Here is a 15,756-nt window from a genome sequence, read left to right on the forward strand (position 1 = left end):
CGGGCCTCACAGGCATCAAAGCCCCTCTCCCTTGACGGGAGAGGGGTTGGGGAGAGGGTGGTTACAGCGGAGCTGGAAGAGAGTCTCGTCCCGGCTGCCGCCGGTAATCCCCCTCTCCCCAACCCCTCTCCCACAAGGGGAGAGGGGCTGAAAAGCCACCCTCACTTCATCCCGCAGTCCTTCGCGTAGGCATCCGCGTGGTCCTTGAACACCGTGCCAACCAGCTTGTTGGTCACCACGCCGTCGGCACCCTTCACCACCTCGCGCAGGTAGACGTTCTGCACCGGGTAGTGGTTGTTGTTGAAGGTGAACGACCCGCGCACCGACGCGATCTTGGCGGCCTTGAACGCGGCGCGCAGCTTGTCCTTGTCGGCGACGTTGCCGCCCACCGCCTTGACCGCCGCGTCGATGACCAGGGCCGCGTCATAGCCCTGGCTGGCGTACATGGACGGCAGGCGGTTGTGCTTGGCCTTGAAGCCGGCGACGAACTTCTGGTTCACCGGATTGTCCATGTCCGGGCTCCACTGCGCCGAGTTCTTGACGCCCAGCGCCGACTCGCCCACCGCGCCGAAGATGTCCTGGTCGAACGAGAAGCCGGGGCCGAACAGCGGCACCTGCCCCTTCAGGCCGGCCTGATCGTACTGCTTGATGAAGTTGATGCCCATGCCGCCGGGGTAGAAGACGTACACCGCGTCCGGCGCCGCCGCCTTCAGCTGCGCCAGCTCGGCCGCGTAGTCCAGCTGGCCCACCTGCGTGTACACCTCGCCGGCCGCCGCACCCTTGTAATAGCGCTTGAAGCCCGCCAGCGCGTCCTTGCCGGCCGGGTAGTTCGGCGCCATCAGGTAGACCTTCTTGAACCCCTGCTCCTGCACGTGCTGGCCGACCGCCTCGTGGATGGTGTCGTTCTGCCACGCCACGTTGAAGAAGTACGGGTTGCACTGCGATCCCGCCAGCTGCGACGGCCCGGCGTTCGGGCTGATGAAGAAGGTCTGCGCGTTCGCCAGCGTCGGCATCATGGCCAGCGCCAGATTGGACCACACCACGCCGGTGACCATGTGCACGCGGTCGCGCTCGACCATGCGGTTGGTCAGGCCCACGGCGACGTCCGGCTTCTGCTGGTCGTCCGCCTCCACCACCTGGGTGTCCAGGCCGCCCAGCTTGCCGCCCAGATGCTCCAGCGCCAGCGCGAAGCCGTCGCGGATGTCGATGCCCAGGCCCGCACCGGGGCCGGACAGCGTGGTGATCATGCCGATCTTCAGCGTTTCGGCGGCGCTCGCGGGACCGGCGAGCAGGGCAAGCGCGCTGGCAGCCGCCAGCAGGGTCCGGGTCGTCATGCGTCAACCTCCTCTGTTCAACCGGTTTCTTGTGTTCGTTGATCTTAAGCGATCTTAAGCGGCGCTCTGCAGGCGCCGTTGGTCGGCCCACGCGCGGGCGGTGGTCGGCCGCCCATCGTCGTCGATAAGGCCCCGTTCGCGCAACTCGGCGACATGGCCGACGAACCATTCGGCCGTGCTCGGCCGCTCCCACGCCTCCATCCAGTTCTGCTCCAGGAAGGCGAGGATGGCCGGCTGGCCCAGCTCCGCCTCCCACAGGATGCCGAGCAGCGAGGTCTGCGCCTCCTCGTGCATGCACTGCTGGAAGGTCAGCTTCTTGTCGGCCTTGGCCTCAACCAGCTTGGTCGTCTCCGGCCCCGGCCCCAGGCCGAAGTCGATCAGATGCCGGCGCTCCGGCGCCGCGACCAGCCAGTGCGCCACCTCGTGCACGATCACCGTGGCCTCGACGTCGGTGCGGATGACCTCGCCGTCCCACATGAACGACGCGCTCGGCCGTTCGTCCAGCGTGCCGATGCCGTGCGCGTGCGCCAATTCCACGCCCTGGGCGCGCTGCTCCGGCGTGTCGACGCCGCCGGTCACCGGCCACGTGTCGGCGATGCGGCGGAAGGCGGCCGCCGCCAGCGGCTGCCCCTCCAGGTGCCGCGCGAAAGTGGCGATCGCCTCGGGCATGACGTCGGCGGGAATGGGGGTAAGGATCATGATGACCGGTGCTGCTGCGGGAATGCGCGGGTAACCGCCCTATTTGCCCGCTCCCCGCATGTTCCCGCAAGCCCGGCGGGCGAGGACGCCGTGGATTTTCCGGGAATAGCGGGGGCGGCCGGCGTGTTCGTCGCGGGTGGTGGATGAAGATCGGGAAATCCTGGTCTCCGAATGACCACACTGACCACGGGAGAGGCATTTTGCCCTCGGGATGGGATCATGCTATACGCTCGGCGGCCTTTCGGACCGTGGAGGTCCGGCCATGCCTGATGTGACCTTGCGGCCGATCATGACTCTTCCCGACGCGTCTTCCCCAGCCCTGCGGGCGTCCGCTCCGGCGGCGCGGCCACGGCTGTCCGTCGTCGTTCCCTTCTACAACGAGGGGCCGAACGTCGAGGCGCTGTTCGCCCGCCTCGTCCCCGTGCTCGACACGCTGGGCCTGACGTGGGAGATCGTCTGCGTCAACGACGGCAGCCGCGACGACACCGTGGATCGCCTCGTCGCCGCGCACGGGCGTGAGCCGCGCATCAAGGTGGTCGACCTGTCGCGCAACTTCGGCAAGGAACTGGCGCTCACCGCCGGTCTGGCGCACGCCCGCGGCGACGCCGTGGTGCCGATGGACGCCGACCTCCAGCACCCGCCGGAGATGCTGGCCCAGTTCATCGCCAAGTGGCGCGAGGGCTTCGACGTGGTGGTCGCCGTGCGCAAGGCGCGCGTCGGCCAGAACTTCAAGCAGCGCGCGTTTGCGAAGATGTTCTACTGGGTCTTCGACCATCTGTCGGAGGTCAAGCTGCCGCGCGAGGTGGGCGACTTCCGCCTGATGGACCGCAAGGTCGTCGACGTCATCAACCGCATGCCCGAGCGCACGCGCTTCATGAAGGGCATCTTCGCCTGGGTCGGCTTCAAGACGGCATCCATCCCGTACGAGCAGGGGGAGCGCGCGGCCGGCGACACCAAGTGGGGCTTCGTCAAGCTGCTGCGCTTCGCCATCGACGGGCTGACCGCCTTCTCCACCTTCCCCTTGCGGGTGTGGAGCCTGGTGGGCATGGCGGTGTCGGGCTTCGCCTTCGTCTACATCGTGCTGCGCCTGCTGCGCACGCTGTTCTTCGGCGTCGACGTGCCGGGCTATGAATCGCTGATCGTCTCCGTGCTGTTCATGGGCGGGCTGCAGCTCATCACCCTGGGCATCATCGGCGACTACCTCGGCCGCGTCTTCGCCGAGGTGAAGGGCCGCCCGCTGTTCATCGTGCGCGAGACGCACGGCTTCGACCCGCCCCCCAACCCGGCCGCGGTGACCACCAAGGTCGTGGTGGAGGAAACGGTCTAGCCCCCTCCGCGCCGGCCGGCGCATCCGCCTGATCGCCGCCCGCGTCCGTCCCGCTCGACCCCGCCGCTTCCCATTCCTTCCCTATGGCACCGGGAAGGGATGGGTCGATGCACGCGCGCGGACTCGGGATCGGGCTGGCGCTGGCCGTTTCGGTGGGGCTCGCCGCGCCCGCGGCGGCGGTGCGCACCGACGGCCTGCGCGACACGGTGACGGCGGTGGCCGAACGCCGCCTGGGGGAGGTGGGACACGGCGGCCTCGTGGTCGGCGTGGTGCATGAGGGGCGCACGCTGGTCCTGGGCTTCGGCGACAGCGGGCAGGCCCAGGGGGGACAGGCGAAAGGCCGGCCCAACGGCCGCACCGTCTTCCAGATCGCCTCGCTGACCAAGCCCTTCACCGGCACCATCCTGGCCGAGCTGATCCGCGCCGGCGCCGTGCGCGCCAGCGACCCGCTGCGCCGCCACCTCGCCGCCAGCCCGCGCGTACCGGAATACGACGGGCGGCCGATCCGGCTGGTCGACCTCGCCACCCACACCGCCGGCCTGCCCAACGTGCCGGAGACGCCCAACTTCTCCTGGTCGCGCCTGGAGGACCCCCGCAACCCCTACAAGCCGCTGACCCGCGCCGAGGTGGACGCCTGGCTGGCCGGCTATGAACTCGCCGCCCCGCCCGGCACGCGCTTCCGCTACTCCAACGTCGGCATGGCCGTGCTGGGCGAGGCGCTGGAGGCGGCGGCCGGCGCCAGCTACCCCGACCTGCTGAAGCGCGTGGTCACCGCCCGCTTCGGCCTGAAGGACACGACCCTGACGCTGTCGGCCGAGCAGCGCGCCCGCAAGGCCGTCGGCCACGCCCGCGGCCGCCCGGTCCCGGATTGGGAGGCGCCGGCCATGCAGCCCTCCTTCGGCCTCTACTCCACCGCCGACGATCTGGTGGCGTGGCTGCGCGTCAACCTGGGCGACTGCCCCGGCGGCTGCGGCGACGACGCGGCCCGCACCCTGGCGCTCGCCCAGACCGTGCAGGTGGAGGGGCGCGCGCTGGCCGATCCCGGCACGCTGGGGCTGGGGGCGATGGCGCTGGGCTGGTTCGTGTCGCCGGCGGCGGACGGTACGCCGATCTACTGGCACAGCGGCTCCACCGGCGGCTTCAACGCCTACATGGCGTTCTCCCGGGCCCACCGCTGGGCCGTGGTGACGCTGAACAACAGCGACCCCGAACGCGTGGTCGCCGACCGCGTCGCCGTCGATCTGGTGCGCGTGTTCGAGGATCGTTGAGCGGCACGCCTGGATTTGCACGCGGCAGACGGGTAGGATCCGGCGCTCCTTCAATCATGCGCCGGTGGAACGACGTGGCGGAACCCTACGCTCAGTTGCTCGACTTCGGGACCCTTCACCGGCTCGGCATCGAGCGCTACCAGCAGGGTGACGTGGCGGGTGCCGCCGACCTGATCGCGCGCTCCATCGCCCAGTACCCGCAGCCCGGCGCGTTCTGCGACCTCGGCGTCATGCTGCACATGCTGGGCCGGCTGGCGGAGGCGGAGGACGCCTACCGCACCGCGCTCCGGCTCCAGCCGCAGTATCCGGAGGCGCAGAACAACCTGGGCATCACGCTGCACACGCAAGCACGGTTCGACGACGCCGAGGCCGCCTACCGCGCCGCCCTCGGCCTGCGCCCGGACTATGCGGAGGCGTTGAACAACCTTGCTGTCACGCTCACCGACCTGACGCGGACGGAGGAGGCGCTGGCCGCCTGCCGCGCGGCGCTCTGCCTGTTCCCGGACTACGTGAACGCGCACCTCACCCGCGCCAACGCGCTGCTGGCGGAGGACCGGACGGACGCGGCGCTGGCCGCCTTCGAAACCGCCCTCACCCTGCACCCGCACAGCCTGGAGGGCCTCGTCAACCACGGCAACGCCCTGAAGCGCGCCGGCCGCCAGGAGGAGGCGCTGGCGCGCTACGATCAGGCGCTGGCCCTGCACCCCGGCTATGTGGAGGCGCGCGTCAACCGCTCGTTCCTTCTGCTCGGCCGCGGCGACATGCAAAACGGCTGGTTCGAGTACGAGTGGCGCTTCTGCACCCCCGGTCTCGCCGCCCACCGCCTTCCCCAGCCGCAATGGACGGGGGAGCCGCTGGAGGGCCGCACCATCCTCCTGCACGCCGAGCAGGGGTTCGGCGACACGCTGCAGTTCGTGCGCTACGCTCCGCTCGTGGCGCAGCGCGGCGGCCGCGTGCTGCTGGGGGCGCCCGCGCCGCTGCACCGCCTGCTGCGCACCCTGCCGGGCGTCGAGCGGGTGCTGGAGCCGAACGAGCCGCCGCCGCCCTTCGACCTGCATTGCCCGATGATGAGCCTGCCGCTGGCCTTCGGCACGCGGCTGGACACGGTCCCGGCGGAGGTGCCCTACTTCTTCCCCGATCCGGCCGACGTGGCGGCGTGGCGCGCGCGGCTGCCGGATGACGGCGTGCTGAAGGTCGGCCTCGTCTGGGCCGGCAACCCGCGCCCGAACATGCCGCACGCCAATCTGGTGGACCGCCGCCGCTCCCTGCGGCTGGCGCAGCTCGCCCCGCTGGCCGGCGTGGCCGGCGTGCGCTTCGTCAGCCTGCAGAAGGACGGCGACGCCGCCGTCCAGACCAAGGACCCGCCGGCCGGCATGGACCTCGTGGACCCGATGGGGGAGGTGGGCGATTTCGCCGACACGGCGGCGCTGATCGCCACGCTCGACCTCGTGATCGGCGTGGACACCTCGGTCATCCATCTGGCCGGCGCGCTCGGCAAGCCGGTGTGGGTGCTGTCCCGCTTCGACGGCTGCTGGCGCTGGCTGCAGGGCCGCGACGACAGCCCCTGGTACCCGACGATGCGCCTGTTCCGCCAACAGGCGCCGGGCGCGTGGGAACCGGTGATCGAACGGGTGGCGGAGGCGCTGCGGGAACGGGTGTCCTGAGCGCTGCTCAATGCAGCCGGCGCGGCGGCGTGTCGGCCTTGGGTTCGGGGCGGCGCTGGGCGGCGGGGGCCAGCGGCCCGGCCTGATGGTGCGCCATGCGCCACGCCCCGTCCTCCCGCACGAACAGGTTGGAGGCGGCCAGCACCCCGCCTCCGATCATCTCCTCGCACAGCACCAGCGCCGTGTCGCCGTACATCTGCACCACCGCGTTGCGGACGTGCACGGCGGTGGGCTCCGGTTGGGACATCAGCTCGCGCCAGCTGCGCAGCACCGCCTCCCGCCCCGCCAGCAGCGGCCAGCCCGGATGCAGGCAGGCGACCGGCAGCCGCCGCGCCCACAGCGCCTCCATGGCCGGATAATCGTACGTGGCGAAGGCCCGGTAGAAGGCCTGGTTGAGGGCCAGCACGGCATCCTGGTCGGTCATGGCGGCGCTCCACGTCGAGAGAGGCAGACTGTGTAGGCAGCCGGGCCGGGGCTGTAAAGGACGCTATTCCGCCGCGTGCCGTCCGTGCGTGTCGCCGCCGTCGACGGCGGGCAGCGGCGCGCTGGCCGGGCCGTTCAGCACCGTGCCGTCCACCGCGAAGCGGGAGCCGTGGCAGGGGCAGTCCCAGGTCTTCTCGCCGGGGTTCCAATGTACCACGCACTTCAGGTGCGTGCACACGGCCGACCGGCGGTGCACCTGCCCCTGCTCGTCCCGGTACACGGCCACCGGCTGGGCGCCGCGCCGCATCACCGCCCCCTCGCCGGGGCGGATCTGCGCCTCGTCCTTCACCTCGCCGGGTTTGACGAGGTCCAGGTAGCGGCGCGCCACGTCCAGGTTCTCGCGCAGGTACTCGCCCAGGCTGCTCGTCATCTGGCGCGTCGGGTCGTACAGCATCGCCCACGGGTTCTCCCGCCCCAGCACGAGGTCGGTGATCAGCAGCCCGGCGATGGTGCCGTGCGTCATGCCCATGCCGCTGTCGCCGGTGGCGATGAACACGCGCTCGCCCCGGCCGGCGTCGTGGCCGATGAAGGCCAGCCCGTCGAACGGCTCCAGCACCTGCCCCGACCAGCGGTGTTCCACCGCACCCGCCATGGGGAAGTGGACGCGCGTCCATTCCTCCAGGCGCGCCCAACGCTCGTCCATGTCGCGGGCCTCGCCGGTCTTGTGGTCCTCGCCGCCGACGATCAGCAGGTCGTGGTCGGCCATCGGCTGGAGCCGCACGTAATGGTACGGGTCGAGCGTGTCCCAGTAGAGCGCGTTCGGCACCGCGCCCTTGTCCACGCGCGCGGCGATGGCGTAGGTGCGGTAGGGGGCCTGCTTGGTGTGGATGGCGAACAGGTCGCTGATGGGGGAATTGGTCGCCACCACCACGGCCCCGGCCTCCACGGTGGTGTCGCCGAACGTCACCCACGCCTTGTCCGCGTCCTGGCCCACGCCGGTGACGTGCACGCCGGTGGCGAGGTCGCCGCCGCGCGCCTGGAACGCGCGCACCAGCCCGGCCAGGTACTTCAGCGGGTGGAAGGTCGCCTGGGCCGGGAAGCGCAGGCAGGGGCCGGGGTGCGACACCGGGGCCGGCGGGTGGTCGAACTTGTCCACGCCCACGTGCCCGGCGCGGAACGCCGCCTCCCGCTCGCGGTCCAGCGAGGCGGGATCCTGCCCCGGCGCCAGCATCAGCCAGCCCTCGATGCGAACGAAGTCGCAGGCGATGTTCTCCTCCCGCGCCAGCCGCTCGATGGTGTCGATGGCGGTGCAGTGGCTCTGGCGGGCGAGGCGCGCGCCGCCCTCGCTGTGGATGCGCTCCATCTCGGTGAAGCGGTCGTCCAGCACGTCGGACAGGTGCGCGGTGGTGCGCCCGGTCTCGCCGTCGCCCGGTGCGCCGTCGTCCAGCAGCAGCACCCGGCGCCCCTCGCGCTGGAGCAGGTAGGCGGTGGTGACCCCGGCGATGCCGGCGCCGACGACGATCACGTCGGGCCGCACCGTGCGCGGATTGGCGTTCGCCTGCGGCATGGGCGCCGTGTCCATCCACGGCGATTTCGTGGAGCCGGATCCCTGCATCGCCTGTTTCTCCCGTGCATGAGCGTCACCGTTGAGCAACAACGGGCGCGGCAAGGGGGTTCCGGCCCTGTTGCAAGCGGCTTTCACGGCCGCGCCCACGCTGCTAGGCTGCGACGCGACCCTCGGGGCAACTGCAAGTGCTGGCCATGACCGACCGCCTTTCCATCGCGCTCGCCCAGACGAACCCCACCGTCGGCAACGTGACCGCCAACATCGACCGCATCCGCGAGGCACGGGCCGAGGCCGCCGCGCGCGGCGCCGACCTCGTCGTCTGCTCCGAACTGGTGGTCTGCGGCTACCCGCCGGAAGATCTGGTGCTGAAGCCCTTCTTCCTCGATCTGGTCGAGAACGCCGTGAACGGCTTCGCGCAGGAGACGGCGGACGGCGGCCCGGCCGTGCTGATCGGCGCCCCCTGGCGCCAGGACGGGCGCACCTACAACGCGGCCGTCCTGCTGGACGGCGGCAAGGTGGCGGCGGTGCGGTTCAAGCACGACCTGCCCAACTACGGCGTCTTCGACGAGAAGCGCGTGTTCGCCGCCGGCCCGCTGCCCGGCCCCATCAACTTCCGCGGCGTGCGCCTGGGCGTCCTGGTGTGCGAGGACATGTGGACCCCCGACGCGGCCGAGACGCTGGCCGAGACCGGGGCGGAGATCCTCATCGTCCCCAACGGCAGCCCCTACGAGGTGGACAAGCACGACCGCCGAGTCCAACTGGCCGTGGCCCGCGTCACCGAAACCGGCTTGCCGCTCATCTACGTCAATCAGGTGGGCGGCCAGGACGAGCTGGTGTTCGACGGCGCCAGCTTCGCGCTGGGTGCGGACCGCGCGCTGAAGGCGCAGGCCCCCTCGTTTGCCGAGCACCTGACGCTCACCCGCTGGGAGCGTGGCGAGGACGAGGTCTGGCACTGCCGCGAGGGCGAGGTGGTGCCCCCCGCCATGGGGCCGGCCGGCATCTATCAGGCGCTGGTGCTGGGGCTGAAGGACTATGTGAACAAGAACCGCTTCCCCGGCGTCATCCTGGGCATGTCCGGCGGCGTCGATTCCGCGCTGTCGGCCGCCATCGCGGTGGACGCGCTGGGGGCGGACCGCGTGCATTGCGTGATGATGCCGTCTCCCTACACCTCGCAGGAGAGCCTGGACGACGCGGCGGAAGCCGCGGAGCTGCTGGGCTGCCGGATCGACACGATCCCGATCATTCCGGCCATGGAGGCGTTCGACCGCATGCTGGCCCCCGCGTTCGCCGGCCGCGACCCCGATATCACGGAGGAGAACCTGCAGGCGCGCTCGCGCGGGATGACGCTGATGGCGCTGTCCAACAAGTTCGGCGCCATGGTGCTGTCCACCGGCAACAAGTCGGAGATGTCGGTGGGCTATTCCACCCTCTACGGCGACATGTGCGGCGGCTACGCCGTGCTGAAGGACGTCTACAAGACGACGGTGTACGAGCTGTGCCGCTGGCGCAACGCCAACCTGCCGCCCGACGCCCGCGGCCCGGCCGGCCGCGTGGTGCCCGAGCGCATCATCACCAAGGCCCCCACGGCCGAGCTGAAGCCCGGCCAGAAGGACCAGGACACCCTGCCGCCCTACGACGAGCTGGACGACATCCTGGAGTGTCTGGTGGAGCTGGATCTCGGCATCCCCGACATCGTCGCTCGCGGCCACGCCCCGGCGACGGTGAACCGCGTCTGGCGCATGCTGCACCTGGCCGAATACAAGCGCCGCCAGGCCCCGCCGGGCGTGAAGATCACCCGCCGCATCTTCAACCGCGACCGCCGCTATCCCATCACCAACGGCTTTACCAGCATCGTGTGAGGGCCATCGCCTGAGGGCCATCGCCTGAGGGCCATCACCTAAGGGTAGGGACCGCGTTTCGCCCGAATTGCGCCGGGCGCGTGCCCGACCGGACGCCCCGCCGCCACGTCCGCGCTTCACGCGAGGCCGGCCGGCGGCGCTATGATGCGGTGTCCGGACGGGGGAGGCGGCCATGGGCGGGTTCGCGTTTGCGACGCTGAAGCGGGCGCTGGAGACGAGCGACGCGGAGACGCTGCTCGGCCTTTACGCCGATGACGCCGAAATGACGGTCGTCGACCGCAACCGGCCGCCCAGCGCGCCGATGACGCTTGCCGGCAGGCCGGCGATCGAGGCGTTCTGGCGGGACGTCTGCGCGCGCGACATGACGCACCGGGTCGGCCGCGAGGTGGTCGGAGCCGACCGCGTCGCCTTCGTCGAGGAGTGTGCCTATCCCGACGGCTGCCACGTCATGTCGTCGATGACGCTCGACCTGCGCGACGGCCGCATCGCCCGGCACCTGACCGTCCAGGCCTGGGACGAGGTGAGCTGCGCCGCCGGGTGATTGGCGGCCGCTCAAGTCCAAGGGTTGAGCAGGGCTACACCGGTCGGTGCCAAATGCTTCTCGTTGCGGCTGACCAGCGTCATACCATGGTGCAGGGCGGTGGCGGCCAGCAGGGCATCCTCGATCGGGGCGCCGGGGCATTGCGCCAGAATGCGTCCCCAGCGGTCGGCGACGGCCCGGTCGACGTCGAGGATGCGGCTGGCGTAGACCGCATCGAGCATAGCGAGCCACGCTTCGAAGACGGCGGCGGAATCGGGGTCCCTCGGGCGCAGCCGTTCCACGCCCTTGCGGATTTCTCCAAGGGTGATGACGCTCAGGTAGAGGGTTTCATCGTCCGCGGCGGCCATCCAGGACTTCACGCCGGGGTTCCCCTCGCGGCGTCGGGCTTCCGACAGGACGTTGGTGTCGAGCAGGAACCTCACAGGTCAATCGTCCGCTCGGTGTGGAGCGGACGATCCAGGTCCAGCTTCTCGAACGGCGCGCTGAGCAGGAACTCCTTGAAGGAGCGCTGGCTGGCGCGCAGCCGTTCGTACTCCTCGGCGGACAGGACGACGGCGGCGGGCGTGCCGTGCTTGGTGACCGTCTGGGCGCCGTCGCGCTGCGCCCGTTCGATCACCTCGCTGAAGCGTGCCTTGGCCTCCGCAACCGTCCAACGGTCCCCGTCCATGGCTCGCCTCCGTCACGGTCATGCATGACTATTATCGTCATCCATGGTGGTGACGGCAAGCCGGGTGGGAACCGTATGCACGTCACCCCGCCAGTTGGATCAGCGCCTTCACCGTGTTCTCCGCCCCCGTGGCGATCTGGCCCACCGTCGCGTCCAGCATGTAGCAGGGCGACGTCACCACCTTGTGCGTGCGGTCCACCACCACCTCGCAATGCGTGGTGTCCCGGTGCTTCGCCCCCAGGGCCTCCAGCGCCTGCGCCGTGCCGGCGTCGGAGCCGATGGTCAGCTCCACGCCCTCGCCGCCCAGCAGCTTGGCGAGGATGGCCGGCGCGATGCACAGCGCGCCGATCGGCTTGCCGGCCGCCTTCATGGCCCGCACCGCCTTCTCCACGTCCGGGTTCACCGTGCAGTCCGGGCCCTGGAACGCGAAGGTGGAGAGGTTCTTGGCCGCGCCGAAGCCGCCGGGGAAGATCAGCACGTCCACGTCCTCCGCCCGGAAGGTGGCGAGGTCGCTGATCTTGCCGCGCGCGATGCGGGCGGATTCCACCAGCACGTTGCGGGTCTGCGCCATCTCCTGGCCGCTCAGGTGGTCGATCACGTGCGCCTGGTCGACGTCGGGGGCGTAGCACACGGCCTCCGCCCCCGCGCGGTCGATGGCCAGCAGGGTGCACACCGCCTCGTGGATCTCGGCGCCGTCGAAGACGCCGCAGCCGGACAGCACGACGCCGAACCGGAGCTTCTTGTCCGTCATGTTCCTTCCTCCCATTCCAGCGAGGGCGTTACCGTATCACTCCTTGGGCTTGGCGTGCAGGCGCTTCTGCCCGGCGACGAAGCGGGCCAGCGTGTCGGACAGCACGCCGCGCGGGATCATCGCCTCGATCAGCTGGAAGCGGCCGCGTGTCGCCCACGCCTTCTCCAGCGCGGCGGCCAGCTCCACGCGGGTGGAGACGCGCACCCCGTCGCCACCCATGGCCCCGGCCATCTCGGCGAAGCGCCAGTCGTCCAGGTCGTTGAAGGCCGATTCCGGCTGGAAGGTGCGCAGCATCTCCCAGCTGGTGTTGTTGAACACCACCACGATGGGGTCGATGCCGAAGCGGCGGCAGTTGCCCAGCTCCCACCCCGTCATCTGGAACGCCCCGTCGCCGACGAGGCAGAGCACGCGCTGCCCGCTGGCCACCTGCGCCCCCATGGCGGCCGGCACGCCGAAGCCCATGCCGGCGTAATAGCCCGGCGCCATCAAGCCCGAGTCCAGCAGGTCCATGGCGGTGAACAGGCAGTCGCCGATGTCCGACGCGATCAGCGGCGCGCCGTGCTTGCGCGCCATGTCGTTGATGCCGCGCGCGATGTCCATCGGCCCGATGGGCGCGCCGTCCGCCACCAGCCCGGCCGGCAGGTCGCGCCGCCGTGCATCGTCCGCCGTGCGGTTCGAGGCCGGCAGCCGCTCCAGCAGCGCGTCGACCAGCCGGTCCAGCGGGATGTCGCGGTAGGTGTGGTATCCCAGGTGCACCTCGCGGTCGAAGGCGTGGATGGTCTTGCGCAGGTCGATCTTGGTCTCCGACACCGCGAAGTTGGTGTCGGACAGCAGCGTGCCCAGCAGGAACAGCCCGTCCGACTCCTCGACCAGCTTGGTGATCGCCGGCTCCCCCGCCACGCCCAGGTAGGTGCCGAGCGGCGGCCATGGGGCGCCCGACAGCAGCCCGCGCCCCATGAAGGAGGTGACCACCGGCACGCCCAGCCGCCGCGCCAGCTCCGCCGCCTTGTCCTCCAGCCCATAGCGGCGCACCTCGACGCACACCATCAGCACCGGCGCCTTGGCGGCGCGCAGCCGGGCCAGCACCTCGTCCGCGCAGGCGGCGACGGCGTCGTCGTCCACCGGCAGGGCGGGGTCGTCACCCACCGGCTCCACCTCCCGGTTCACCATGTCGCGCGGCAGTTCCAGGTACACGGGGCGGGAGTAGGCGCGGGCGGCCCCCAGCACGCGGGCGATCTCGGCCGGCGCCGTGGCCGGGTCGTCCAGGCGCGCCTGCGCCACGGTGATCTCCTGGTAGACGCGGTACTGCGTGTCCAGCGTCTTGCCCTGGTGGTGCAGCAACAGCCCGCCGCCCTCGCCGGCCCCCGGCGCGCCGGAGATGACGACGACCGGCGATTTCTCCGCGTACGCCCCCGCCACCGCGTTGACGACGTTCAGCGCTCCCGCCCCGTAGGTGACGGCGGCCACGCCCAGCGTGGAGCCGACGCGCGCCGCGGCGTCGGCGGCGAATCCGACGCCGGGCTCGTGGCTCAGCGTGACCAGCGGCAGGACCTTGGATTCCTCCATGACCTTGAAGAACGGCAGCGCGAAATCGCCCGGAATCCCGAACACCGTGTGCGCCCCGCGCGCCTTCAGCGCGTGCAGCAGAGCCTCCGCGAGCTTCATTCCCCGACCTTTCCCTGACTATGGGTATGTTGTAGGCATATGTTTTCTGATGAAAACATATCCGATGAAAAAGTCGCCGTCACCAGGGAAGGCGGGGTGGGGAGGGTTACGCTGTCTTACGTCGCCAGCGCCTCCGCCACGCGGCCGACCACCGCGTCCCAGGCGCCGGGCTCCGACTGGCGGAACAGGCGGACGGAGGGGTACCAGGGGCTGTCCTCGCGCCCCAGCATCCAGCGCCAGTCCGGCGCGAAGGGCAGCAGCACCAAGGCCGGCCGGCCGAGCGTCCCGGCCAGATGCGCCACGGCGGTGTCGACGGTGACCACGAGGTCGAGCGCCGACAGGGCCGCCGCCGTCTCGGCGAAGTTGGCCAGGAAGGGTGCCGCGTCGAAGGGCGCGCGGCCGTCGGGCCAGGGCGCCGGGTCGGCCGCCGCCGGGCCGGTCTGCAGGGAGACCAGCTGCACGCCGGGCACGGCGGCCAGCGGCGCCAGGACAGCCACGGGCAGGGAGCGACGGCGGTCGTTGGCGTGCGTGCGCCGGCCGGCCCACACGATGCCGCAGCGCAGCCGGGCGCCGGGTGCCGCCGCCGCCAGCCGGTCCGCCCACACGGCGCTCGCCGTTTCGGGCACGCGCAGGAGCGGGGTATCGGGCGCGAAGGGCTGCGGGCGGTCCAGCAGCAGCGGCAGGCTCATCAGCGGCGCGTGCAGGTCGAAGGGCGGCAGCCCGCCGCCGTCGGGGAAGTCGGCGGCGCGCGCCACCACCTCCACCCCCACGGCGGCGGGCGAGGCGGCGACCAGGGCCAGGAGCGGCTCCTGCACCTCCAGCACCACGCGCGCCGGACCGGCCGCGCGCACCAGCGGCAGGTAGCGCAGGAACTGCAGCGTGTCGCCCATGCCCTGTTCGGCGTGCAGCAGGATGGCGCGGCCGGCCAGCGGTCCGCCGTCCCACGCCGGCTGGACGAAGCGGCGGCGCTGGTCACGCATCACCGGCGCCCGCCAGCGCCATTCGTACTCCCGCCAGCCGTTTGCGAAGTCCCCCAGCGCCAGCCGCGCCAGCGCGCGGTTCCAGCGGGCGTCGGCGTGCTCCGGGTCGGCCGCCAGCACGCGGGTGTAGCACGCCTGCGCCTCCTCCAGGGCGTTGAGGTCGCCCAGCGCGTTGCCCAGGTTGTTGAGCGCGCCCGCGTGCCCCGGCGCGCGGTCCAGCACCGCGCGGTACTGCGCGACGGCGTCGGTGGGGCGGTCCGCCCGCTCCAGCGCGACGCCGAGGTTGAACAGGGTGTCCGGGTCGCCCGGCTTCATGCCCAGCAGCCGTTCGAAGCAGGCGACGGCCTCGGCGGCCTCGCCGTGTTCGGTGAGCGAGACGCCCAGGTTGTTGAGCGCGCCCATGTGTCCCGGCGTGGCCGGCGTCGGCGCGCGGCCCAGCGCCTTGCGGTGGACGGCGACCGCCTCCTCCAGCCGGCCCTGCCCGCGCAGCGCCAGCCCCAGGTTGCCGAGCACCCCGACATCGTTCGGAGCGAGCCGCAACGCGGCGCGCAGACACGCCTCCGCCTCCTCCAGCCGCCCTTCGACGAGGTGGATGGCGCCGAGATTGCCGTGCGCGTGGTACGTCTCCGGCCGGCGCGGGTGACGCCGGATCATGTCGCGGTACAGCGCCTCGGCCCCACGCAGATCACCGGCCATGTGCAGCTTCAGGGCCGCCTGCAAACTCGTCTTGCCACTCATTTCGGAACGGAAACCTCTGGCTTTGGCGCGCGTGGATTTATCCCGCTATGCATACCAATGCGGGAAGCCGTGCACCTTATCGCCAGTGTCGCGGGGCGTCCATGCGGCATTCCTGCCGGTTCCGGGGGCGGCCGTGCCGCCCCGATCTTCATGCGCTTATCCCAGATGCCGTCCGGCTCGCTTCCGGTGACGCCTGGCGCCGCGTTCGGTATGGGCGCGGCGTGGTGTTTCGGTTATGGACAGCGGGCAAGCGAAGGCCACACCCCGCCCGGT

The 15,756-nt window shown here is 71.2% G+C and carries 14 protein-coding genes; 5 read left to right on the forward strand and 9 right to left on the reverse strand.

What is annotated here, in order from left to right:
* Positions 1 to 161 precede the first annotated feature (161 nt).
* Both VED21_RS18110 and VED21_RS18115 read right to left on the reverse strand, forming a co-directional pair.
* A complete protein-coding gene (locus VED21_RS18110; RefSeq protein WP_324884536.1) occupies positions 162 to 1,334 on the reverse strand; it encodes an ABC transporter substrate-binding protein in 1,173 nt (390 codons plus the stop codon).
* Positions 1,335 to 1,388: 54 nt separating this feature from the next.
* Entirely contained in the window at positions 1,389 to 2,033 is a 645-nt protein-coding gene (locus VED21_RS18115; RefSeq protein WP_324884538.1) for a hypothetical protein, read from the reverse strand.
* A 289-nt stretch (positions 2,034 to 2,322) separates the two neighbouring features.
* Between VED21_RS18115 and VED21_RS18120 the strand changes: the two genes are divergently transcribed.
* The 3 genes from VED21_RS18120 (at position 2,323) to VED21_RS18130 (ending at position 6,292) form a co-directional block, all read left to right on the forward strand.
* Positions 2,323 to 3,360 carry a glycosyltransferase family 2 protein gene (locus tag VED21_RS18120; protein ID WP_324884609.1) on the forward strand — a complete coding sequence of 346 codons (1,038 nt, stop codon included), beginning with the start codon at positions 2,323 to 2,325 and terminating at the stop codon, positions 3,358 to 3,360.
* A gap of 107 nt (positions 3,361 to 3,467) precedes the next feature.
* The gene (locus VED21_RS18125; RefSeq protein WP_324884540.1) at positions 3,468 to 4,628 is read left to right on the forward strand and encodes a serine hydrolase; all 1,161 of its coding nucleotides are present in this window, start codon (positions 3,468 to 3,470) and stop codon (positions 4,626 to 4,628) included.
* Between the two features lie 74 nt (positions 4,629 to 4,702).
* Complete coding sequence (locus VED21_RS18130) at positions 4,703 to 6,292, forward strand: tetratricopeptide repeat-containing glycosyltransferase family protein (protein ID WP_324884542.1); 1,590 nt, start codon at positions 4,703 to 4,705, stop codon at positions 6,290 to 6,292.
* Between the two features lie 7 nt (positions 6,293 to 6,299).
* Here the strand turns inward: VED21_RS18130 and VED21_RS18135 are convergent, their stop codons facing one another.
* Together VED21_RS18135 and VED21_RS18140 are read right to left on the reverse strand one after the other, a co-directional pair.
* Positions 6,300 to 6,716, reverse strand: coding sequence for a nuclear transport factor 2 family protein (locus VED21_RS18135; RefSeq protein ID WP_324884543.1), 417 nt, complete (start codon positions 6,714 to 6,716; stop codon positions 6,300 to 6,302).
* A gap of 63 nt (positions 6,717 to 6,779) precedes the next feature.
* Positions 6,780 to 8,297: an FAD-dependent oxidoreductase gene (locus VED21_RS18140; RefSeq protein ID WP_324884544.1), complete on the reverse strand. Its 1,518-nt coding sequence runs from the start codon at positions 8,295 to 8,297 to the stop codon at positions 6,780 to 6,782.
* Positions 8,298 to 8,476: 179 nt separating this feature from the next.
* Between VED21_RS18140 and VED21_RS18145 the strand changes: the two genes are divergently transcribed.
* Positions 8,477 to 10,141, forward strand: coding sequence for an NAD+ synthase (locus tag VED21_RS18145; protein WP_324884545.1), 1,665 nt, complete (start codon positions 8,477 to 8,479; stop codon positions 10,139 to 10,141).
* Between the two features lie 172 nt (positions 10,142 to 10,313).
* A complete protein-coding gene (locus VED21_RS18150) occupies positions 10,314 to 10,682 on the forward strand; it encodes a nuclear transport factor 2 family protein (RefSeq protein WP_324884546.1) in 369 nt (122 codons plus the stop codon).
* Positions 10,683 to 10,693: 11 nt separating this feature from the next.
* On the opposite strand, the gene VED21_RS18155 is transcribed toward VED21_RS18150, so the two are convergent.
* From VED21_RS18155 to VED21_RS18175, 5 genes are all read right to left on the reverse strand, one after another.
* Positions 10,694 to 11,104, reverse strand: coding sequence for a type II toxin-antitoxin system VapC family toxin (locus tag VED21_RS18155; RefSeq protein ID WP_324884548.1), 411 nt, complete (start codon positions 11,102 to 11,104; stop codon positions 10,694 to 10,696).
* Complete coding sequence (locus VED21_RS18160; protein ID WP_324884550.1) at positions 11,101 to 11,349, reverse strand: type II toxin-antitoxin system Phd/YefM family antitoxin; 249 nt, start codon at positions 11,347 to 11,349, stop codon at positions 11,101 to 11,103. Before VED21_RS18160 ends, VED21_RS18155 begins: the two co-directional genes overlap by 4 nt.
* Positions 11,350 to 11,431: 82 nt before the next feature.
* Entirely contained in the window at positions 11,432 to 12,100 is a 669-nt protein-coding gene (gene elbB / locus VED21_RS18165; protein ID WP_324884552.1) for an isoprenoid biosynthesis glyoxalase ElbB, read from the reverse strand.
* Positions 12,101 to 12,136: 36 nt separating this feature from the next.
* Positions 12,137 to 13,765: an indolepyruvate/phenylpyruvate decarboxylase gene (ipdC, locus tag VED21_RS18170; protein ID WP_324884555.1), complete on the reverse strand. Its 1,629-nt coding sequence runs from the start codon at positions 13,763 to 13,765 to the stop codon at positions 12,137 to 12,139.
* A gap of 116 nt (positions 13,766 to 13,881) precedes the next feature.
* Positions 13,882 to 15,483: a tetratricopeptide repeat-containing glycosyltransferase family protein gene (locus VED21_RS18175; protein WP_324884557.1), complete on the reverse strand. Its 1,602-nt coding sequence runs from the start codon at positions 15,481 to 15,483 to the stop codon at positions 13,882 to 13,884.
* Between the last annotated feature and the right edge of the window lie 273 nt (positions 15,484 to 15,756).

The sequence above is a fragment of the Azospirillum sp. genome, assembly GCF_035627195.1.
Classification (GTDB): Bacteria; Pseudomonadota; Alphaproteobacteria; order Azospirillales; family Azospirillaceae; genus Azospirillum.

Bases quoted from the DNA above. Each gene is read 5' to 3' on its own strand.
- VED21_RS18110 (WP_324884536.1), bottom strand. From the start codon at position 1,334: ATGACGACCCGGACCCTGCTGGCGGCTGCCAGCGCGCTTGCCCTGCTC.
- VED21_RS18115 (WP_324884538.1), bottom strand. From the start codon at position 2,033: ATGATCCTTACCCCCATTCCCGCCGACGTCATGCCCGAGGCGATCGCC.
- VED21_RS18120 (WP_324884609.1), top strand. From the start codon at position 2,323: ATGACTCTTCCCGACGCGTCTTCCCCAGCCCTGCGGGCGTCCGCTCCG.
- VED21_RS18125 (WP_324884540.1), top strand. From the start codon at position 3,468: ATGCACGCGCGCGGACTCGGGATCGGGCTGGCGCTGGCCGTTTCGGTG.
- VED21_RS18135 (WP_324884543.1), bottom strand. From the start codon at position 6,716: ATGACCGACCAGGATGCCGTGCTGGCCCTCAACCAGGCCTTCTACCGG.
- VED21_RS18140 (WP_324884544.1), bottom strand. From the start codon at position 8,297: ATGGACACGGCGCCCATGCCGCAGGCGAACGCCAATCCGCGCACGGTG.
- VED21_RS18145 (WP_324884545.1), top strand. From the start codon at position 8,477: ATGACCGACCGCCTTTCCATCGCGCTCGCCCAGACGAACCCCACCGTC.
- VED21_RS18150 (WP_324884546.1), top strand. From the start codon at position 10,314: ATGGGCGGGTTCGCGTTTGCGACGCTGAAGCGGGCGCTGGAGACGAGC.
- VED21_RS18160 (WP_324884550.1), bottom strand. From the start codon at position 11,349: ATGGACGGGGACCGTTGGACGGTTGCGGAGGCCAAGGCACGCTTCAGC.
- elbB (WP_324884552.1), bottom strand. From the start codon at position 12,100: ATGACGGACAAGAAGCTCCGGTTCGGCGTCGTGCTGTCCGGCTGCGGC.
- ipdC (WP_324884555.1), bottom strand. From the start codon at position 13,765: ATGAAGCTCGCGGAGGCTCTGCTGCACGCGCTGAAGGCGCGCGGGGCG.
- VED21_RS18175 (WP_324884557.1), bottom strand. From the start codon at position 15,483: ATGAGTGGCAAGACGAGTTTGCAGGCGGCCCTGAAGCTGCACATGGCC.